The 20,345-nt window shown below is 71.6% G+C and carries 13 protein-coding genes; 6 read left to right on the plus strand and 7 right to left on the minus strand.

The annotated features are described in order from the left end of the window. The first annotated feature begins 587 nt into the window (after positions 1-587). The 4 genes from ACIQ7M_RS07590 (at position 588) to ACIQ7M_RS07605 (ending at position 10,324) form a co-directional block, all read left to right on the plus strand. On the plus strand, positions 588-5,525 hold the full coding sequence (locus ACIQ7M_RS07590) for an NAD-glutamate dehydrogenase (protein WP_403640990.1): 4,938 nt from the start codon (positions 588-590) through the stop codon (positions 5,523-5,525). A gap of 209 nt (positions 5,526-5,734) precedes the next feature. After that, a complete protein-coding gene (locus tag ACIQ7M_RS07595; RefSeq protein ID WP_403640993.1) occupies positions 5,735-6,235 on the plus strand; it encodes a GtrA family protein in 501 nt (166 codons plus the stop codon). 37 nt (positions 6,236-6,272) lie between these two features. Beyond that, a complete protein-coding gene (locus ACIQ7M_RS07600; RefSeq protein WP_403640996.1) occupies positions 6,273-9,179 on the plus strand; it encodes a CDP-glycerol glycerophosphotransferase family protein in 2,907 nt (968 codons plus the stop codon). Further along, entirely contained in the window at positions 9,176-10,324 is a 1,149-nt protein-coding gene (locus tag ACIQ7M_RS07605; RefSeq protein ID WP_403640999.1) for a glycosyltransferase, read from the plus strand. Before ACIQ7M_RS07600 ends, ACIQ7M_RS07605 begins: the two co-directional genes overlap by 4 nt. Positions 10,325-10,474: 150 nt before the next feature. Here ACIQ7M_RS07605 and ACIQ7M_RS07610 read toward each other — a convergent pair whose 3' ends face one another. Further along, entirely contained in the window at positions 10,475-11,320 is an 846-nt protein-coding gene (locus tag ACIQ7M_RS07610) for an ABC transporter ATP-binding protein (RefSeq protein ID WP_403641002.1), read from the minus strand. Beyond that, the gene (locus tag ACIQ7M_RS07615) at positions 11,313-12,233 is read right to left on the minus strand and encodes an ABC transporter permease (RefSeq protein WP_386984746.1); all 921 of its coding nucleotides are present in this window, start codon (positions 12,231-12,233) and stop codon (positions 11,313-11,315) included. The genes ACIQ7M_RS07610 and ACIQ7M_RS07615 overlap by 8 nt, the downstream gene beginning before the upstream one ends. Positions 12,234-12,394: 161 nt before the next feature. Here ACIQ7M_RS07615 and ACIQ7M_RS07620 point away from each other — a divergent pair, with 161 nt between their 5' ends. Then, on the plus strand, positions 12,395-13,063 hold the full coding sequence (locus ACIQ7M_RS07620) for a TetR/AcrR family transcriptional regulator (protein ID WP_403641006.1): 669 nt from the start codon (positions 12,395-12,397) through the stop codon (positions 13,061-13,063). A gap of 1 nt (position 13,064) precedes the next feature. Here ACIQ7M_RS07620 and ACIQ7M_RS07625 read toward each other — a convergent pair whose 3' ends face one another. The 4 genes from ACIQ7M_RS07625 to ACIQ7M_RS07640 all read right to left on the minus strand — a co-directional run bounded on the left by ACIQ7M_RS07625 (position 13,065) and on the right by ACIQ7M_RS07640 (position 18,153). Then, complete coding sequence (locus tag ACIQ7M_RS07625; RefSeq protein WP_403641009.1) at positions 13,065-14,024, minus strand: ADP-ribosylglycohydrolase family protein; 960 nt, start codon at positions 14,022-14,024, stop codon at positions 13,065-13,067. 93 nt (positions 14,025-14,117) lie between these two features. Then, positions 14,118-15,098, minus strand: a complete 981-nt coding sequence (gene galE, locus ACIQ7M_RS07630; RefSeq protein WP_403641012.1) for a UDP-glucose 4-epimerase GalE — start codon at positions 15,096-15,098, stop codon at positions 14,118-14,120. Positions 15,099-15,221: 123 nt separating this feature from the next. Continuing rightward, positions 15,222-16,817 carry a glycosyltransferase family 2 protein gene (locus tag ACIQ7M_RS07635; protein WP_403642177.1) on the minus strand — a complete coding sequence of 532 codons (1,596 nt, stop codon included), beginning with the start codon at positions 16,815-16,817 and terminating at the stop codon, positions 15,222-15,224. A 55-nt stretch (positions 16,818-16,872) separates the two neighbouring features. After that, the gene (locus ACIQ7M_RS07640) at positions 16,873-18,153 is read right to left on the minus strand and encodes a glycosyltransferase 87 family protein (protein WP_403641015.1); all 1,281 of its coding nucleotides are present in this window, start codon (positions 18,151-18,153) and stop codon (positions 16,873-16,875) included. A gap of 92 nt (positions 18,154-18,245) precedes the next feature. On the opposite strand from ACIQ7M_RS07640, the gene ACIQ7M_RS07645 reads away from it, so the two are divergent. Then, positions 18,246-19,952 (plus strand): hypothetical protein, encoded by a 1,707-nt coding sequence (locus tag ACIQ7M_RS07645; protein ID WP_403641018.1) that lies wholly within the window; start codon positions 18,246-18,248, stop codon positions 19,950-19,952. Here the strand turns inward: ACIQ7M_RS07645 and ACIQ7M_RS07650 are convergent. Then, positions 19,846-20,343 (minus strand): MarR family transcriptional regulator, encoded by a 498-nt coding sequence (locus ACIQ7M_RS07650; RefSeq protein ID WP_355771374.1) that lies wholly within the window; start codon positions 20,341-20,343, stop codon positions 19,846-19,848. The genes ACIQ7M_RS07645 and ACIQ7M_RS07650 overlap by 107 nt on opposite strands. Positions 20,344-20,345 lie beyond the last annotated feature (2 nt).

Below are 20,345 nucleotides of genomic sequence, written 5' to 3' on the forward strand. Positions count from 1 at the left end.
CGCCGTCCCCGTCAACCTGCCTCCGGGGGAGGTGTTTGCCAAGGGGCAGAACACGGTCCGTAGGACGACGGTAGCCCGCAGTCGGCTCGCACTGCATGCCGTCGCCCTCTTCGTCCCTGTGCATAGTGTCAAAGTTCCACCCCCGGTTTTGTACACATACGGCTCATGACGACCCCCCGGTCGGGGGCGATAGCCTGGTGGCGTGATCAGCGCGATATCTCGCGGGGGCATCGTCGCCCCTGCCCCGCGCCCGGAGCACACGGACGACATCCGTGACCGGGCGTCGATCGCTGATCTTCACGGGCGGGACGGGATCACGGCGACGGCCGTGCGCGCGAGCGGAAACGCGGCGAGCGCCCACGGCAACGCGATCCGTACGTCGTCGGCACCCGGGGAACGGACGTCGCCGAGAGCGGCGTCACACTCTCCCGGGCGGCCCAGAATGGCCGATACCCCTCCGCCCGTCTCCCCTTGCGGCATAGCGTCGAACCCGACCGGACACCCCGCGTCACGGCGTTGCGTCGGAAGCGACGAGACCGTATTTCCTTCAACGTCACGCAACGGCGCGCGACAGGAGCCAGAGGACAATGCAGACCAAGCTGGACGAAGCCAAGGCCGAGCTGCTCGAGAGGGCTGCCCGGGTAGCTGAGAACAGCCCGGTCGGGGGGCACCTACCGACTGGGACGACGGGCGAGGGCACCCCCGACCGGGACACCGTGCTCGCGTTCCTCCAGCGCTACTACCTGCACACGGCCCCGGAGGACCTCACCGACCGCGACCCGGTCGATGTCTTCGGAACGGCCTTCTCCCACTACAGACTGGCCGAGACACGCCCTCAGGGCACGGCCAACGTGCGCGTGCACACGCCCACCGTCGAGGAGAACGGCTGGACCTCCAGCCACTCCGTCGTCGAGGTGGTCACGGACGACATGCCCTTCCTCGTCGACTCCGTGACCAACGAGCTGTCCCGTCAGGGACGCGGCATCCACGTCGTCATCCACCCACAGTTCGTCGTCCGGCGCGACCTCACCGGCAAGCTCATCGAGGTGCTGCCCACGCGGCCCTCCGCCGAGGACCTGCCGCACGACGCGCACGTCGAGTCCTGGATCCACGTCGAGATCGACCGGGAGACCGACCGCGCCGACCTGAAGCAGATCACCGCCGACCTGCTGCGTGTCCTGTCCGACGTCCGTGAGGCCGTCGAGGACTGGGAGAAGATGCGCGACGCGGCGCTGCGGATGGCCGAGGAGCTCCCGAAGGAGCCGACCGCCGACGATCTGCGCGACCAGGAGGTCGAGGAGGCCCGGGAGCTGCTGCGCTGGCTCTCCGGCGACCACTTCACCTTCCTCGGGTACCGCGAGTACCAGCTCCGCGACGACGACTCGCTGGCCGCCGTCCCCGGCACCGGGCTCGGCATCCTGCGGTCCGACCCGCAGCACGGCGAGGACAGCCACCCGGTCAGCCCGTCCTTCGAGCGGCTGCCCGCCGACGCCCGGGCCAAGGCCCGCGAGCACAAGCTGCTGGTCCTGACCAAGGCGAACAGCCGTGCCACCGTGCACCGGCCGTCGTACCTGGACTACGTCGGCGTCAAGAAGTTCGACGAGAACGGCGAGGTGATCGGGGAGCGCCGCTTCCTGGGCCTGTTCTCCTCCGCCGCGTACACCGAGTCCGTGCGCCGGGTGCCCGTCGTCCGCCGCAAGGTCGACGAGGTCCTGCGCGGTGCCGGGTTCTCGCCCAACAGCCACGACGGACGCGACCTGCTCCAGATCCTGGAGACGTACCCGCGCGACGAGCTGTTCCAGACCCCCGCCGACGAGCTCCGCGCGATCGTCACGTCCGTCCTGTACCTCCAGGAGCGGCGCCGGCTGCGGCTCTACCTGCGCCAGGACGAGTACGGCCGCTACTACTCGGCCCTCGTCTACCTCCCGCGCGACCGCTACACCACCGGTGTGCGCCTGCGGATCATCGACATCCTCAAGGAAGAGCTCAACGGCACCAGCGTCGACTTCACGGCCTGGAACACCGAGTCGATCCTGTCCCGGCTGCACTTCGTGGTCCGGGTCGAGCCCGGCACCGAGCTGCCGCAGCTCTCCGACTCCGACAAGGAGCGCATCGAGGCCCGCCTCGTCGAGGCCGCCCGCTCCTGGGCCGACGGCTTCGCGGAGGCGCTGACCGCCGAGTGCGGCGAGGAGCGCGCCGCGGAACTGCTGCGCCGGTACGGCAACGCCTTCCCCGAGGGCTACAAGGCCGACCACTCCCCGCGTTCCGCCGTCGCCGACCTGGTCCACCTCCAGGCGCTCGGCAAGGAGCCCCGCAAGGACTTCGCGCTCAGCCTCTACGAGCCGGTGGGCGCGGCGCCCGGCGAGCGCCGCTTCAAGATCTACCGCACCGGCGAGCAGGTCTCGCTCTCCGCGGTCCTGCCGGCTCTGAACCGCATGGGCGTCGAGGTCACCGACGAGCGGCCCTACGAACTGCGCTGCTCGGACCGTACGACCGCGTGGATCTACGACTTCGGGCTGCGCCTGCCCAAGTCCCTGAACGGCAACGGCGACTACCTCGGCGACGACGGCCGCGAGCGGTTCCAGGAGGCCTTCGCCGCCACCTGGACCGGACAGGCCGAGATCGACGGCTTCAACGCCCTCGTGCTGAGCGCCGGGCTCACCTGGCGGCAGTCGATGGTGCTGCGCGCCTACGCGAAGTACCTGCGCCAGGCCGGTTCCACCTTCAGCCAGGACTACATGGAGGACACCCTCCGCAACAACGTCCACACCACCCGGCTGCTCGTCTCGCTGTTCGAGGCGCGGATGTCGCCGGAGCGCCAGCGTGCCGGGGTCGAGCTGACCGACGCGCTGCTGGAGGAGCTGGAGGCGGCCCTCGACCAGGTCGCCTCGCTGGACGAGGACCGGATCCTGCGGTCCTTCCTCCACCTGATCAAGGCGACCCTGCGCACGAACTTCTTCCAGCAGGCGGTCGGCGGCACGCCGCACGAGTACGTCTCCATGAAGTTCGACCCGACGGCCATCCCGGACCTTCCGGCGCCGCGCCCGGCGTTCGAGATCTGGGTGTACTCGCCCCGCGTCGAGGGCGTGCACCTGCGCTTCGGCAAGGTCGCGCGCGGCGGTCTGCGCTGGTCCGACCGGAAGGAGGACTTCCGCACGGAGATCCTCGGCCTGGTCAAGGCGCAGATGGTGAAGAACACCGTCATCGTGCCGGTCGGCGCCAAGGGCGGCTTCGTCGCCAAGCAGCTCCCCGACCCGTCCGTGGACCGCGACGCCTGGATGGCCGAGGGCATCCGCAGCTACCGGACCTTCATCTCCGCGCTGCTCGACATCACCGACAACATGGTGGCCGGCGAGATCGTCCCGCCCGCCGACGTCGTCCGGCACGACGAGGACGACACCTACCTGGTGGTCGCGGCCGACAAGGGCACGGCCACGTTCTCGGACATCGCCAACGAGGTCGCCCAGTCGTACGACTTCTGGCTCGGCGACGCCTTCGCCTCCGGCGGCTCCGCCGGATACGACCACAAGAAGATGGGCATCACCGCCCGTGGTGCCTGGGAGTCCGTGAAGCGGCACTTCCGGGAGCTCGGCGTCAACACCCAGACGCAGGACTTCACCGTGGTCGGTGTCGGCGACATGTCCGGCGACGTGTTCGGCAACGGCATGCTGCTCTCCGAGCACATCCGCCTGGTCGCGGCGTTCGACCACCGGCACATCTTCATCGACCCGACCCCGGACGCGGAGACCTCGTACGCCGAGCGCCGCCGTCTGTTCGAGCTGCCGCGCTCCTCGTGGGCCGACTACGACACCGCGCTGATCTCGGCCGGTGGCGGCGTCTTCCCGCGCAGCGCCAAGGCCATCCCGGTCAACGCGCACATCCGTGAGGTCCTCGGCATCGAGTCGAACGTCGCGAAGATGACGCCGGCCGACCTGATGCGGGCCATCCTCCAGGCGCCCGTCGACCTGCTGTGGAACGGCGGCATCGGCACCTACGTGAAGTCGTCCGCCGAGTCGCACGCCGAGGTCGGCGACAAGGCCAACGACGCGATCCGCGTCGACGGCGCCGACCTGCGCGTCAAGGTCGTCGGCGAGGGCGGCAACCTGGGTCTGACCCAGCTCGGCCGGATCGAGTTCGCCCAGAACGGCGGCCGGATCAACACCGACGCCATCGACAACAGCGCGGGCGTGGACACCTCCGACCACGAGGTGAACATCAAGATCCTGCTCAACGCGGTGGTGGCCAACGGCGATCTGACCGTCAAGCAGCGCAACAAGCTGCTCGCCGAGATGACCGACGAGGTCGGCGCCCTGGTGCTGCGCAACAACTACGCGCAGAACGTGGCGATCTCCAACGCGCTGGCCCAGTCCCCGAGCATGCTCCACGCCCAGCAGCGCTTCCTGCGCCACCTGGTCCGCGAGGGGCATCTCGACCGGGCCCTGGAGTTCCTGCCCACCGAGCGCCAGATCCGCGAGCGGCTCAACGCCGGCCAGGGTCTGACCGGTCCGGAGACGGCCGTCCTGCTCGCGTACACGAAGATCACGGTCTCCGTGGACCTGCTCGCCACCTCGCTGCCGGACGACCCGTATCTGCACAGCCTGCTGCTCGCGTACTTCCCGACGGCACTGCGCGAGAAGTTCCGCGAGCAGATCGAGGGGCACGCGCTGAGCCGGGAGATCGTGACGACCGTCCTGGTCAACGACACGGTCAACACGGGCGGCACGAGCTTCCTGCACCGTCTGCGCGAGGAGACGGGTGCCTCGCTGGAGGAGATCGTCCGGGCGCAGACCGCGGCCCGCGCGATCTTCAACTCCAGCGCGGTGTGGGACGCGGTGGAGGCGCTCGACAACGCCGTCGCCGCCGACGTGCAGACCCGGATCCGGCTGCACTCGCGCCGGCTCGTCGAGCGCGGCACGCGCTGGCTGCTCAACAACCGGCCGCAGCCGCTCCAGCTCGCCGAGACGATCAGCTTCTTCACCGACGGTGTCGAGCAGGTCTGGTCGGAGCTGCCCAAGCTGGTCCGCGGCACGGACCTGGAGTGGTACCAGCAGATCTACGACGAGCTGTCGGACGCCGGGGTGCCGGACGAACTCGCCACCCGCGTGGCCGGGTTCTCCTCCGCCTTCCCGGCGCTGGACATCGTCTCGGTGGCCGACCGCACGGGCCAGGACCCGATGGCCGTCGCCGAGGTCTACTACGACCTCGCCGACCGTCTCGGCATCACCCGGCTCATGGACCGCATCATCGAGCTGCCGCGCGCCGACCGCTGGCAGTCCATGGCCCGCGCGTCGATCCGCGAGGACCTGTACGCGGCCCACGCGTCGCTGACCGCCGACGTCCTGGCGGTGGGCAACGGGGCCTCCACTCCCGAGCAGCGCTTCGAGGCCTGGCAGGAGAAGAACGCGGCGATCCTCGGGCGGGCCCGCACGACACTGGACGAGATCCAGGGCTCGGACTCGTTCGACCTCGCCAACCTGTCGGTGGCGATGCGGACGATGCGGACCCTGCTGCGCTCGCATTCCTGAGCGGTACGTGAACGGGGGCGCCCCGAGCCGGTCATGGCTCGGGGCGCCCCCGTTTCGCGCGCGGGGAAGGACGTGCGCCGGCTTCCTTGCCTGCTTCTGGTGATTCTCCGAAGAAACCCCGGCTCGCGATTTACCTATACCTGGTAAATAGGACATTTAGCTTTAGGGTGGGCTCGACCGACGGACAGACCTGTGGAGGATCCGGACCCGTGACAGTGCATCTCTCCGAGGGCCCGGCTCGCGTCGCCACCCTGCCCGCCCCCGTCGTCCGCCCCCGCTCCGTCCCGAGCGCCCCGAGGGCCCGCCGGCTCGTCCTGGAGGTCGCCCGGTTCGCCGTCGTCGGCGGCAGCGGGGTCGCCGTCAACATCCTCTTCTTCAATCTGGCGCTGCACGGCCTGCGGTGGGCCCCGATGGTCGCCACGGTGGTCGCGAGCTGTGTCGCCATGGGGACGAACTACCTCGGCTTTCGCTACTTCGCCTACCGGGACCGGGCCTCGCGCACCCGGCGCCAGATCGCCCTCTTCTTCGCGTTCAGCGGGCTCGGCGTCGCCATGGAGAGCGTGCTGTTCTACGCCGGCTATCAGGGTCTGGGCATGAGCGGCCCGCTCGGCTCGAACGTCGCCAAGGCGGTGTCGATCGTCCTGGCCTCGGCGTTCCGCTTCGTGGTGTACCGGACGTGGGTGTTCCAACACGCGAGGAACGGGCGATAGCGCCCCAAAACGGGCCGCACTGACTACGATTAATAGGATGAACGAGGATCAACCTCGCGCGTCCGCCGAGCGCCGCGCGTTCACCGGGTCCGGGCCCAGGAGACCTGCCGTCTCCGTGGTCGTCATCGTCTACAACGACGCCGCCCGGTTGTCCACGGCCGTGCGTTCCGTCCTGGACCAGACGCTGCACGACGTCGAGGTGATCGTCGTCGACGACCGGAGCACCGACGGCTCGTACGAGGTGGCGCGCGGGCTGGCCGCGGCGCACCCCGGCCGGGTCCGCGCCTGCCGGCTGCCCGAGAACAGCGGCGGCTGCGGCGCCCCCCGCAACCGCGGCATGACCGAGGCCCGCGGCACCTACGTCGTCTTCCTCGACAGCGACGACGTCCTGGAGCGCAACGCCTGCCGCAACATGCTGGAGGCCGCGGAGTCCACCGGTGCGGACCTGGTGTCCGGCCTGTGCGTGCGCGTGCACGTCGACGCGCGCACGCGCAAGGAGGTCAAGTGGTACCCCTGGCTGTACCGGCGCACCCGGACCCTGGAGTCGATCTCCGAACTGCCCGACCTGCTGGTCTTCGACACCCTGTCGACCAACAAGTTCTACCGCAGGCGGTTCCTGCTCGACGAGGGCCTGCGCTTCCCGGTCGGCATCCACTACGAGGACCTGCTCTTCTCCGCCCAGGCCTACGCCACCGCCCGCCGCATCACCCTCATCCCCAACCGGGTGTACGACTGGCGGGTCTCCGACAAGGCGGAGGCGAAGTCCATCAGCAACCGGCGCGACGAGATCGCCAACTTCACGCACCGCATGGAGATCCACCGCAGGGTCGACCAACTCCTCGCGGACAGAGGGCTCCTGGAGCTGAAGTTCGCCAAGGACGTCAAGTTCCTCAAGCACGACCTCGTGCTGCACCTGCGCGAACTGCCCTTCCGTGACGCCGCCTTCCGCGAGGACTTCGCGGCGATCGCCCGCAGGTACCTGGAGTCGATCGACCGCGCGGCCTTCGACGAGACCGAGCCCATCCAGGCCATCTGCGCCTACCTCCTCCAGGTGAGCGACTGGGACAACCTGCTGCCCGCCGTGGACACCCTCACCAACCGCGACAAGATCTCCTCGCCGCTCGTCGAGCGCGACGGCCGCGTGTACTGGTGCGCCGAGCATCTCGACGACCCCTTCGGCCGCCATGTCCTGGACGTCACCGACCTCGGCCACCACATCAAGCCGGTCGACCGTATGTTCCTGCGCAACACGCTGACCTCGTACGAGAGCACCGGCGGCACCGTCCGGCTCGCCGGGCGCGTCACCAACCCGCTCGGTGTGATCCCGCCCGGCGCCCGGCTCACCGGCGAGCTGGAGTTCTACGCCCGCCGTCCCGGAGTGCGCTTCCAGACCTTCCGCTTTCCCGTGGCGAACGTGCGGCACGCGGGCGAGAGCATCGCCTGGGAGGGCGCGGCGAACCTCCTGGCCGTACGGCCGCTCGGCATCGTGGACGCCGTGTGGGACGTACGGCTCCACCTCGACGTCGACGGGGTGCGCACCAGCACGAGGATCACCGCGGCCGAACCCGGCCTGGCCGTCGGACAGTTGCCCGTCCGGCCCCGGCTCACCCGGCTGGTCGCCGACCGCATGGAGCCGGTCGTCTCCTCACGCGGGCATCTCTCCTTCCGGCTGGTCCCCGACAAGAAGGCGAACCTCGTCGTGCGGCGCGGAGTGCACGGCCGGGCCGTCACACTCGCCAAGACCGGCTACCGCAAGGCCCGTTCCCTGCGCAAGGAACTCACCTCCGGCGAGACCAAGATCCGTATCTACCACGAGGTGTTCAGCCGGTTGCCCGTCCGCACGGGGCTCGTCGTCTTCGAGAGCCATCTGGGCCGCCAGTACAGCGACAGCCCCCGGGCGATCTACGAGGAGATGCGCCGCCAGGGGCTGGAGTTCGAGCCGGTCTGGTCTTACACCGGCAGCCCGGCCGGCTTCCCGGACGACGCCACCCTCGTACGCCGCTGGTCGCTGCCCTACCTCAGGGCGCTCGCGCAGGCCGAGTTCTGGGTCGACAACCAGAGCTACCCGCTGAAACTGACCAAGCGGCCGGGCACGACGTACATCCAGACGTGGCACGGCTCCGCGCTCAAGCGGATGGGCTTCGACGAGGCCGAATGGAAACTCAAGTCCCGTGAGGGGCAGGCCGAACAGCAGAAGGTACTGGACCGGTTCGACCGGTTCCTCATCCGCTCCGAGCACGACGTGCGTACCCTCGCGCGGGCGTTCCGGCTGAAGGAGCGGACCCTGCTGCGGGTCGGATACCCGCGCAACGACGCGCTCGTGCGGGCCAGACAGCGGGAGGCGGCGGGCGGCGGGCGCGAACGCGGCCCGCTCGCGGCGGAGCTGGGCATCCCCGACGACCGCCAGATCCTCCTGTACGCCCCGACGTTCCGCAGCCGCGGCGACGGGAAGAAGCGGTTCGAGCTGCCCTTCGACGTCGAGCGCTTCGCCGACACCTTCGGCGACCGCTACGTCCTGCTGGTCCGCTCCCACTACCTGAACCACGTCGTGCTCCCGCCGTCCGTACGCGGCCGGGTCGTCGATGTCACGGCCCACCACGACATGACCCCACTGCTCGCCCTCGCCGACGCCCTGATCACCGACTACTCGTCCGTGATGTTCGACTACGCCCTCCTCGACCGCCCGATGTTCTTCTTCGCCTACGACTACGACGCGTATGTGCACGAGGACCGCGGAACCTACTTCGACCTGCTGGAGCGGGCGCCGGGGCCGGTGGTGCGGACCGAGGACGAACTGCACGCCGTCCTCGGCTCGCTGGAGGAGCAGAGCGTCAAGTACGCGCCCAGGCGCGAGCAGTTCCTCGCCGACTTCGGCGAGTACGACCAGGGGACGGCGGCCCGCAGCGTCGTCGACCAGTTCTTCGGGCACGGGAGGCGCGGATGACCGGCCCGCGGCGGGACATCTTCTTCGTCTCCAACAGCGTCGACGAACTGGGCGGGGTGACGAGCTGGTCGCACCAGATGGCCCGGCTCTTCACCGAACGCGGTCACCGCGTGCATGTCGTGGGCGTCACCGAGCCCGCAGTCCCGCAGGAACTGGGCGAACTCCCGTACCCCACCACGACGTTGTACGACGTCCACCCGCCCCGCGTGGGACCGGCGCGGGGTCTCAGGGGGCGGCTCGACGTCGCGGAGCGGAGACTGCGTGCCGAGCGGGCCGCGGGCATGCGGGAGAAGGCCGCCGAGCTGACGGCGCTGTTCCGGGCCGCGCGCCCGGGTGCCGTCGTGATCGTCACCCAGGTGTGGGCCATGGAATGGGTGGAGCTCGCCGACACCGGCGGCATGACCGTCATCGGGATGAGCCACGAGTCCTACGACTACTCGCGGACGACCTCGCGCTTCCGCCGGGTGCTGAAGCACTACAAGGACGTCGACCGGATGCTCGCGCTCACCCGTGAGGACGCCGACCTCTGGATCGGGCAGGGCATGAACAACGCGTCCTTCATGCCGAACCCCCTTCCGTTCATGCCGGAGGTGCCCTCGCCGCGTACCGGGAACGTCGTCGTCAGCGTGGGGCGGCTGACCGACCAGAAGGGCATCGACATGCTCCTCGACGCCTGGGCCGAGACCGCCCCGCTCCACCCCGACTGGCGGCTGCGGATCTACGGCTCGGGCGAGGACGAGGAGATCCTGAGGAAGCAGTGCACCGCGCTCGGACTCGACGACTCGGTCGACTGGATGGGACGGACGAGCGATGTCCCGGGCGCGCTGCGCGGCGGCTCGGTCTTCGTGCTCTCCTCGCGCGGCGAGGGCTTCCCGCTCGCCCTCATGGAGGCGATGGCCGCCGGGCTGCCGTGCGCCGCCTTCGACTGCGCGCCCGGTGTCCACGAGATCGTCCGGGACGGCGAGGACGGCCTGCTGGCCACCCTCGGCAACACCGGTGAACTGGCCCGCCGGCTGGACACGCTGATGTCCGACAAGGCGCTGCGGGACTCCCTGGGCGACGCGGCGCGCGTGAACGTCCGGCGCTTCACGACGGAGGAGGTCGTCCGCGGGTGGGAGGACCTGTTCGCTTTCCTGGAGCGCTGAACGGGCGGACTGAGCCGGAACGAGCGTGGAACGAGACCTGGGGCGGAGCCGTCGACGGCTCCGCCCCAGGTCACTGCGCGCGGGTCACTGCGCGCGGGTCACTGCTCACGAGTCACCGCGCGGGTCGCGCGCTCGACGGACCCGGTGCGGCTACTTGCCCGTGAACTTCTCGTACTCCTTGAGGACGTCCGCGGTCGGGCCGTCCATGCGCAGCTCGCCGCGCTCCAGCCACAGCACGCGGTCGCAGGTGTCGCGGATCGACTTGTTGTTGTGGCTGACCAGGAACACCGTGCCCGCGGTCTTGCGGAGTTCGCGGATGCGGGCCTCGGAGCGCTTCTGGAAGGAGCGGTCACCGGTCGCGAGGGCCTCGTCGATCATCAGGACGTCGTGGTCCTTGGCCGCCGCGATGGAGAAGCGCAGCCGGGCCGACATGCCCGAGGAGTAGGTCCGCATCGGCAGGGTGATGAAGTCGCCCTTCTCGTTGATGCCGGAGAAGTCGACGATCTCCTGGTAGCGCTCCTTGACCTGCTCGCGGGACATGCCCATGGCGAGGCCGCCGAGGTAGACGTTCCGCTCGCCGGTGAGGTCGTTCATGAGGGCCGCGTTCACGCCGAGCAGCGAGGGCTGGCCGTCGGTGTAGATCCTGCCGTTCTCCACCGGGAGCAGGCCCGCGACCGCCTTGAGCAGCGTGGACTTGCCGGAGCCGTTGGTGCCGATCAGGCCGATGGCCTCGCCGCGGTAGGCGGTGAAGGAGACGCACTTGACCGCGTGGACCTTGCGGACGCCCGACGCCTTCTCGGACTGCTTGCGGCGCAGGATGCGGTTGAGGGCGGCGGTGGCGCTGCCCCGTCCGGCACCGGTGCCGTTGACGCGGTACACGATGTCGACGCGGTCCGCGATGACGGTCGGGATGGGCTCCGCGCCGGCCGCGGGGGCGGCCGTCGCCGCGCTCGCGGTGTCCTGCGGCTGGGTGTCCTGCGCGATGATGTCAGCCACGGCCGTACGTCTCCTCAGCCTTCCAGAAGTAGATGAAGCCGCCGACGCCCGCGACCAGCGCCCAGCCCACCGCCAGTGCCCAGACGTGGTGCGGAAGCTGGTGCGCGTGGAAGCTGTCGATCAGCGAGAAGCGCATCAGGTCGATGTAGACGGCGGCCGGATTGCTCTCCAGCAGGACCATCGCCCAGTGCGGCAGATGGTTCTTGCTGAGCACCTTGTCGATGCTCCACATGACGCCCGAGACGTACATCCAGGTGCGCAGGATGAAGGGCATGAGCTGCGCGATGTCCGGGGTCTTGGCGCCCATCCGCGCCACGATCAGCGCGACGCCCGCGTTGAACGTGAACTGGAGCACCAGCACGGGCAGCGCGAGCAGCCACGAGGCGGCGACCGGTACGCCGAAGAAGAGCAGGATGACGACCAGCGCGGCCATCGAGAACAGGAGCTGCTGGAGCTGCTGGATCGCGTACGACACCGGCAGCGCGGCACGCGGGAAGTGCAGGGCGCGGACCAGGCCGAGGCTGCCGGAGATCGCCCGGGTGCCCGCCATGATCGAGCTCTGCGTGAAGGTCCAGATGAAGACGCCGGTGACCAGGAACGGGATGTAGTCCGGCACGCCGTGCTTGGTGCCGAGCAGCACACCGAAGATGAAGTAGTAGACCGCCGCGTTGAGCAGCGGGGTCATCACCTGCCACACCTGGCCCAGCTTGGCCTGGCTGTACTGCGAGGTGAGCTTGGCGGTGGCGAACGCGGTGATGAAGTGGCGCCGTGCCCACAGCTGGCCGACGTACGCGGGCAGGCTCGGGCGCGCGCCGCTGACGGTGAGGCCGTACCGGGCGGCGATGGCCGCGGCGTCGTCGGCGGGGGAGACCGGTGACGCTGTCGGGGGCGGTGTGTTGAGGACCTGGCTCACATCCGTTGCTTTCGCTCGGGGGGTGGGGGCGCGCGGTCGGTCCCCGGGCGTTTCCAACGGCGTTTCCTACCGTTTTCTTACGTCGGAACGGGACCGTATCGTCGTAACGCGAGAGTAGGCCCACTCGACGTCGGAACGCAACCGTTTCGTCGTAACGCCCTATGCTGGTCCGTATGACGACGAACGCCGATACGGCCGCGAGTGCCGCCACGCCCGCGCCTGCCGACGGAAAGCCCAGGCGCCGCCGGGCTCCCGCCGGTGCGGCAGTCCTCCGCGAGGATGTGACCGAGGCGATCCGCGCCGCCGTCTTCGAGGAACTCGCGTCCGTCGGCTACGCCAGGATGTCCATCGAGGGCATCGCCCGCCGCGCGGGTGTCGGCAAGACCGCGGTGTACCGGCGCTGGCGCTCCAAGCTCCACCTCGTGCTCGACCTGGTCTCGGCGATCGCGGTCCAGGGGCTGCCCGCGCCCGACACCGGCTCCCTGGAGGGCGACCTGCGGCTGCTGTACGAGGTCACCTCGCGCGCCCTGCGGCACCCGGTGGCCGGCCAGATCATCCCCGACCTCCAGGCCGAGGCGGCCCGCAACCCCGAGATCGCGGACGCCATGCAGGCCGCGCTGCGGGAGGGCCAGCAGTCGGTGGCGAGCGGGATCGTCGCGTCGGCCGTCGAGCGGGGCGAGATCCGTGCGGGCGTCGACGTCGAACTCGCGCTGGACCTGATGTCGGGCCCGCTGTACTGGCGCGCGGTCGTCGTCCGCGGCCCCAAGGTCCCGAAGGGCTACCTGGCCAGCCTGGCCCGCGCGACGGCGGCGGCCCTGAAGGCCCTCTGACTCAGCCCGGCTCCCCCCGGGCCGCCCCTTCCCCGCCGGGCGGCCGCCCGGACAGCCGAACCGCGAGATCCACGAGCTCGGCCACCCGCAGCACCCGCCCACCGCAACCCGGCAACGGCACGTGCAGCGGCTCGCTCCAGCGGGCGGGCACGGCATCCTCCCCGTACACCGCCCCCGCGAGCGCACCCGTCACCGCCGCGACGGTGTCCGTGTCGCCGCCGAGATCGACCGCCGCGCGCACGGCGTCCTCGAAGGAGCCGGTGTTCCGCACGGCCCACACGGCCGAGCCGAGACAGGGCCACACGGCTCCGTTGAACTCGGTCGCCAGATCGGGGTGCCAGTCGCGGGCGAGGACCGTGGCGTAGCGGGCCCGGTGGTCCGGGTGGACGGCGTCGAGGGTGTCCGGGAGCGCGGTGAGGGGGTCTTGTCCGAGCAGGGCGACGCGGATCAGTTCGTGGAGGATCGCCGTCCCCTCCCAGGCGGCACGGTCGCCGTGGGTCAGGGCGGCGATGCGGCGTGCCGCGGACATCGTGGCGTCTCTGCCGTACGGGGCGAAGAACACGGCGGAGGTCGACGCCCGCATCAACGAGCCGTTCCCGGCGCCGCGTTGGTTGGTCTGGAAGTGCAGGGCGGCCGCCAGGTCCCAGGGGTCGCCGCTCGTCAGGACCGCCTCGGTCTGCAGACCGATGTCCTTGGGGTCGGCCGCCGCCCAGCGCCGGAACCGGTCGAAGACGTCCGGGAGTTCGAGGCGGCCGTACCGGAGCAGCGACTCGCCGACCAGGACGGCCATCTGCGTGTCGTCGGTCGCCTCACCCGGATCCCAGCCGCCGCCCCCGCACATCTCGCCGTCCTGCCCGGGCACCGGGAAGCGCCGGGTGAACGCGCCTTCCGGGCCGAACTCGAACGGTGCGCCGAGGGCGTCGCCCACCGCGGAGCCGAGGATGGTGCCGGTGGCGGTCATGGGGGGAGCGTACGGGGGAGGGAGGGGGCCGTCAGGGGGTCGGTGGGGTCCTGCGGTCGGTCGGCGCCTTCTCGGCCGGTGCGGGCGGTGGGTCTAGCTCCGGTTCGCGGCCGGGTGGTGGTGGAGCCAGCCCGACCAGGCCGAGGTGATCATGTCGTCCACGTCGTGGCGGGCCTTCCAGCCCAGTTCGTCGGCGGCGCGGTCGGCGGAGGCGACGACGCGGGCCGGGTCGCCGGGTCGGCGCGGGGTGGTGACCGGGGGCCGGTCGTACCCGGTGAGCGCGTTGATGCGGTCGATCATCTCGCGCACCGAAACCCCCTCGCCGCGCCCGATGTTGAGGGTCAGGGAGGCCCGGGGGGAGGCCGTCAGGGCGCGGGCCGCGGCCACGTGCGCCTCGGCCAGGTCGACCACGTGGATGTAGTCACGCACGCAGGTGCCGTCCGGCGTCGGGTAGTCGTCGCCGAAGACGCGCGGCGCGGCGTCCTCCGTCAGCTTCTCGAAGACCATGGGGACGAGGTTGAAGACGCCCACGTCGGCCAGCTCCGGGGCCGCCGCGCCCGCCACGTTGAAGTAGCGCAGACAGGCCGTGGACAGACCCGTCGCACGGCCGGTCGCGCGCACCAGCCATTCGCCCGCCAGCTTCGTCTCGCCGTACGGGCTCATCGGCGCGCACGGTGTCTCCTCCGTCACCAGGTCCACGTCCGGCATGCCGTACACCGCGGCCGAGGACGAGAAGACGAACGCCGTCACGGAGGCCGCGGTCACGGCCTCCAGCAGGACACGCAGGCCCTCGACGTTCTCCCGGTAGTAGTGCAGGGGCAGGTCCACGGACTCGCCGACCTGCTTCTTCGCCGCCAGGTGGACGACGCCGGTGACGGAGTGTCCGGTGAGCGTCCGGGCGAGCAGGTCGCCGTCCAGGGTCGAGCCGACGACCAGCGGAACGTCCGAGGGCACCCGCTCCGCGACCCCGGTGGACAGGTCGTCGTAGACCACGGCCTGTTCGCCCGCCTCGCGCAGCGCGCGGACGACGTGCGCTCCGATGTAGCCGGCGCCGCCGGTGATCAGCCAGGTCATGTGCGGCCGTTCCCCTCGTGAGTGAGTCCGTGGTGCCGGACGTCGTGCCTGCGGCCGGGGAAGGCGGGCGCGCGTGACGGTGTCCGCGTCCGCGCCTCGCGTCTCCGCGTCCGCGTCCGCGTATCAGTGAAGCAGGCGGCGGAGCCTGCGGGACACCACGCCGGTCAGGCCCCGCAGGCCGGACGCCGTCCGCAGCCCCAGTGCCCCGGCGTGCGTCCGGTAGGGCTGTACGAGGAGAACGCCGTGGTGAGCGTCGGCGACCGCGCGGCGGCGCAGCAGACCCGGGCCGCCGAGCGCGTGCGCCGACACCTCCCGGCTCGTACCGTCGTGAAAGCGCACGGCCAGGCGCAGATCCCAGACGCCCGCGCCCAGTGCCGACAGTTCCACCGGGGTCTCCGCGCACCAGGAGTCGCCGTGACGGTCGGCCACCAGGGCCGCCCTGCCGCGCAGGCCCACCCGCCCCTCGTCCCGGTGGACGAACGTCACGTCCACCGAGGCGGGACCCGCCTCGGCCATCCGCCCGTACAGCTCGTGCAGGCGCAGCCGCAGCCGGGTGCCCCGCGAACGGGGGCGCAGTTCCGCGTCGACGGCGGCGGGCAGCAGATGGGCGGGCCGGTCCAGGAAGTCCTCCAGGGTCACCTCGGGGAGATCCGCCGACCACACGGGTCTGCCGTCGCCGTCGCGGGTGTAGGGCGGGAGCAGCCGGGCCGGGCGGGCCGCGAGTTCCCTCAGGCGGGGCAGGTCGCGGGGGGCGGGGCAGGCGAGGATCACGCGGGCGACGAGGCGGCCGGGGGCCGAGGGGTTGACGCCGAGGTCGTCCGCGTCGAACGTCGACAGGTACGCCCGTGTGTGGTCCCACCAGGCGGTGCGGTAGCCGGGGGCGCGCAGTTCCAGTTCGCGCGTGTACATCCGCAGCTCGTGGTCGAGGAACTTGGCGCGCACGGCCCGCGCGAGCCGCTTCTCCCCGGCGCCCAGGAGGATCTCGTACGCCTCCCGGTTCGCCTCGGTGCGGGCCCGCCAGTTGTCGATGCCGGCGCGGTCGAGCGAGATGGACAGGCGGTCGGCGGTGCGTCGTACGTGCCAGATGTAGACCGTGTCGGGGATGAGCGCGATGCGCGGCGCGGCGGCCAGCACCCGCGCGGTGAACACGAAGTCCTCGTAGGGGTGGCGGCCTTCGGGGAAGCGGATGCCGTGCCCGCGCAGAAAATCGGTGCGGTACAGCTTGTTGACGCAGAGGGTGTCGTGGGCGAGGCGGAGGCGGCGCGAGGGGCGGGATATCAGGGCGGGCCGCGCGTAGAGGGCGCGTTCCCAGGGAACCTCGCGGCCCGAGGGCAGTTCCCGGCGCACGCAGAGCCCGGCGGCGACCTCGGCGCGGTGTTCCTCGGCGGCGCCGAGCAGCGCGTCCACCGCGCCGGCCGGCAGGACGTCGTCGCTGTCCAGGAACATCACGTACGGGGCGCCGGCCGCGTCGACGCCGTCGTTGCGCGGGCTGCCGCAGCCGCCGCTGTTGACCGGCCGGTGGATCACTCTCAGGCGTGGCTCCCCTTCGGCGAGGGTGTCGAGGAGGGCGGCGCTGCCGTCCGTCGAGCGGTCGTCCACCGCGATCACCTCGCGCACGGCGGGACCTTGCGCGAGCGCCGAGCGCACCGCGTCCGCCACATGGGCGGCGTCGTCGTACCCGATGACGACGACGCTGACCTTCGCCTGGTGAGGGTTCATGTGATCCACGGGTCGGAATCGTAGGGATTGCGGGTAATTCTCCGTCAAGAGACGGTCACTGTCGCGTTCGGAGCCCGGTGGGAATCCGGTGGGTGCCGCGCTCCCGCCCGGCCGGAACACCGCGGCGCGGGGCGGCCGCGGGCAGACCCGACCGCCACAGCCGTACGAAGGACACTCCCGCCGCCGTCGCCAGCAGGCCGTTGCGTACGAGCATCAGCAGACAGCCCGTCCAGGTGCTGTGCACCACCTCGCCGTACAGCCCCGGATAGGCCACCGAACTCACCGCCGTAGCCGCCAGGATCAGCGCGGCGACCGGGCGCTGCGTGGTGTGCCGCGAGGTCAGGCAGACGGCGGCGAGGCCCAGCAGCCACACCATGTACTGGGGGCTGATCACCCGGCTGGTCACGGTGAACAGCAGGACGGCCGTGAGCGCCGCGTCGTACGGGGTGGCCGTCGTCCAGCGCCGCGCGCGGACCCGCCACAGCAGCATGAGCCCGAACGCGGCGACGGTCAGGGCGAGCGAGCAGGCCGCGACCGCGCCGGTGTACGGACCGACGAACTCCATCGCGCCGTACTGGTAGCGGGCCGCACCGGGCCAGCCGGCGTGGCGCGCGAAGCCCAGGACGGTGCCGCCGAGGGACTCGATCTGGACACCCCGGCCGCTCTGCTGGCGCAGGAAGTCGAACGGGCCGCTGAAGAGGGCCGCGAGGACGGCGAGCAGGGCTGCCGCGGTGACCGCCGCCGAGGCCCACACCTCGCGGGTGCTCCGGCCCCGGGGGGTTCCGATCAGCGCGAGCGCGGGCCAGACCTTCACCAGGGCCCCCATCGCGGCGAACGCGCCGCACACGCGGGGACGGCGCGAGAGCGCCAGCAGGGAGACGACGGCGAACGCGGTGACCTGCACGTCGTACCGGGCGAGCGGGATGTGCAGCAGCAGGGGCAGGCCCAGCACCCACAGCCAGGCGCCGCGCGGACTACGCCCGGGCCGCAGCCCGGCGCGGGTGAGGGCGGCGGCGATCACCGCGTCGGCGGCGAGCGCGCAGACCACGAACGCGGTGAAGTACGTCAGCCCCGGCAGCAGTCCGGGCGCGAGCAGCACCGGGCCGGCCCCCGGCGGGTACTGCCACAGCCGGTCGCCGGCCGGGAACGCGCCCTCGGACAGCACGCCGTACCAGTGGAAGTAGAGATGGCCCACCTCGCGCGACACTCCGCCCCCGCCGAGCGGGGCGAGCCGGTCGTGGGCGAGGAGCCACAGCATGAGGGCGCGGGTGGCGAGCCAGGCGGCGGCGAGGGCGCGGACGCGTCCTGGCGTGCGGTGCTTCCGGAAGGGGCTCATGAAGCCCGGATCGTAAGCCGCATGGATGGGTCATACCGTGCAATAGGCTGTCAATACCGACTAAAGGTTGTTAATAGCAAAAAATCGCCCCCATGGTGTATGCGTGGATGAGGCTGTCGACGGCGAGGCATCCGGCGGCCCGGCGCCCGACCGCCCGGCCTCCGGCCGTCCGGCGTCCCGGGGCCTCCGGTGGCCGGGCCCCCCGTGGCCGGGACCGGCGCCGGGCCGACCGGCGCCGGCACGTGGCGGGCGTCGTCCTGTCCGTCCTCGTGCCCGTCCTGGCCATGCTCGCGATCGGCCTGTGGGGGCTCGACCGCGGCGGCATGTGGCGCGACGAGGCCGTCACGTTCCAGGTCGCCCGGCGCTCGGTGCCCCAGATCTGGCACCTGCTGCACTCCGTGGACGCCGTGCACGGCCTCTACTACCTCCTCATGCACCCCGTCCTCGCCTCCCACCCCGGCGAGGTCGCCCTGCGCCTGCCCTCCGTCTGCGGCGCCGCCGCGACCGCCGGGCTCGTGGCCGCGCTCGGCGTCCGGCTGGGCCGCCCGCGCGTCGGCCTGTGGGCGGGCCTCCTGTACGCCGTCACGCCCATGACCGGCCACTTCGCCCAGGAGGGCCGCTCCTACGCGCTCGTCGCGGCCGGGGCGGCCGGAGCGACCCTGCTGCTGGTCGGGGCCGCCCGCTCCACCCGGCCCGGCCCCTGGTTCGCCTACGGGGCGACGGCCGCCGCCACCTGCCTGCTGCACGAGATGGCCCTGCTCCTGCTCCTCGCCCACGCCACGACACTGGCGCTCGCCCGCGTACCGGCGCGGGTGTGGCGGGCCTGGACCATCGCCGCCGCGGCCACGGTCCTGGTGCTGGCGCCCCTCCTCCTGGTCTCCCACGGCCAGGCCGCGCAGGTCGCCTGGCTGCCGCGCACCGGCCTCGCCAGCGCGAGGCGGCTGCTCGGCATGTTCACCGGACCGGCCCGGCTCGTGATCGTGCCGTACCTCGTCCTCGCCGCCCTCGCGTTCCGGCCCGAGCGGACCCCGCGCGGCGCCCTCTCGCTCACGTCCGTCGCCCTGCCCCTGGTGGCCGTGCCCCCGGCGGTGCTGCTGACCGTGTCCCACTGGTGGCCGCTCTACGACGAGCGCTACGTCCTCTACGCCCTCGCCGGGGCCCCGCTGCTCGCGGCCGCCGGAGCCGACCACCTCGCGGCGAGACTCCCGAGGCTGCTGCCCCACGCCGTCACCACCGGCGTCCTCGCCGTGACCCTCGTCCTCGCCGTCCAGCTCCCGCTGCTGCGCGCGGACCGCAGCCCCGACCGCCGTCCCGACGACCTGGCCGCCGTCTCCGCCGTCGCCCACCGCGCACTGCGCCCCGGCGACCCGGTGCTGTTCCTGCCGTCCCTCGCGCGGCGCGCGGCCCTCGCGTACCCGAAGGGCTTCCGAGGGATCCGCGACATCGCGCTGAGCGTCCCCGCGCCCGCGTCCGGAACCCTGTACGGCCGTGAGGCGGACCCCGCCGAACTGCGCCGCAGGCTCGACGGGCTCGACCGGGTGTGGCTGGTGGCCGCGCCCTTCGCGACGCGCCGGGCCTGGTCCCCGGCGGAGGCGACCGAGCGCCTCAAGCTCGCCGTGCTCGACGAGCGGTTCGAGTCCGTGGAGCGGGTCGTGGGCCGAGGTGTGACGCTGCGCCTCTACGTACGCCGGCCTACGTACATCCCGGAGCCTCGGACAGGGCCGCCTCGTCCAGTGCCGCCGTCAGCCGGTCCAGCCGGGCCCGGAGCTCTCGGATCTCCTCCAGGTCCGCCCCGGTAGCGGCCGCGATCCGGCGCGGCACGTCCAGCGCGCGCTCCCGCAGCGCGGACCCCTCCTCGGTGAGCGCCACCCGCACGGACCGCTCGTCGCGCGCGCTGCGCTCCCGCCGTACGAGACCCGCCGCCTCCAGCCGCTTCAGCAGCGGCGACAGGGTTCCCGAGTCGAGCCGCAGATGCTCGCCGACCTTCTTCACGGGCAGCTCGCCGTGCTCCCACAGCACCAGCATGACCAGGTACTGCGGGTAGGTGAGCCCGAGGTCCTTCAGGAGGACGCGGTAGACGCCGCCGAAGGCGCGCGAGGCGGCGTTCAGCGAGAAGCAGATCTGTTCGTCGAGGCGGAGGAAGTCCCCCGTGACGGGGGCCCCGGGGCTCGGGGCGGGTGTCGCGGTCATGC

Origin of the sequence: Streptomyces sp. NPDC096324 (assembly GCF_044763015.1) — a bacterium.
Lineage (GTDB): Bacteria > Actinomycetota > Actinomycetes > Streptomycetales > Streptomycetaceae > Streptomyces.

Coding starts and splice junctions, on each gene's coding strand:
- ACIQ7M_RS07590 (WP_403640990.1), top strand. CDS start 588: ATGCAGACCAAGCTGGACGAAGCCAAGGCCGAGCTGCTCGAGAGGGCT.
- ACIQ7M_RS07600 (WP_403640996.1), top strand. CDS start 6,273: ATGAACGAGGATCAACCTCGCGCGTCCGCCGAGCGCCGCGCGTTCACC.
- ACIQ7M_RS07605 (WP_403640999.1), top strand. CDS start 9,176: ATGACCGGCCCGCGGCGGGACATCTTCTTCGTCTCCAACAGCGTCGAC.
- ACIQ7M_RS07620 (WP_403641006.1), top strand. CDS start 12,395: ATGCTGGTCCGTATGACGACGAACGCCGATACGGCCGCGAGTGCCGCC.
- ACIQ7M_RS07625 (WP_403641009.1), bottom strand. CDS start 14,024: ATGACCGCCACCGGCACCATCCTCGGCTCCGCGGTGGGCGACGCCCTC.
- galE (WP_403641012.1), bottom strand. CDS start 15,098: ATGACCTGGCTGATCACCGGCGGCGCCGGCTACATCGGAGCGCACGTC.
- ACIQ7M_RS07635 (WP_403642177.1), bottom strand. CDS start 16,817: ATGAACCCTCACCAGGCGAAGGTCAGCGTCGTCGTCATCGGGTACGAC.
- ACIQ7M_RS07640 (WP_403641015.1), bottom strand. CDS start 18,153: ATGAGCCCCTTCCGGAAGCACCGCACGCCAGGACGCGTCCGCGCCCTC.
- ACIQ7M_RS07645 (WP_403641018.1), top strand. CDS start 18,246: ATGGTGTATGCGTGGATGAGGCTGTCGACGGCGAGGCATCCGGCGGCC.
- ACIQ7M_RS07650 (WP_355771374.1), bottom strand. CDS start 20,343: ATGACCGCGACACCCGCCCCGAGCCCCGGGGCCCCCGTCACGGGGGAC.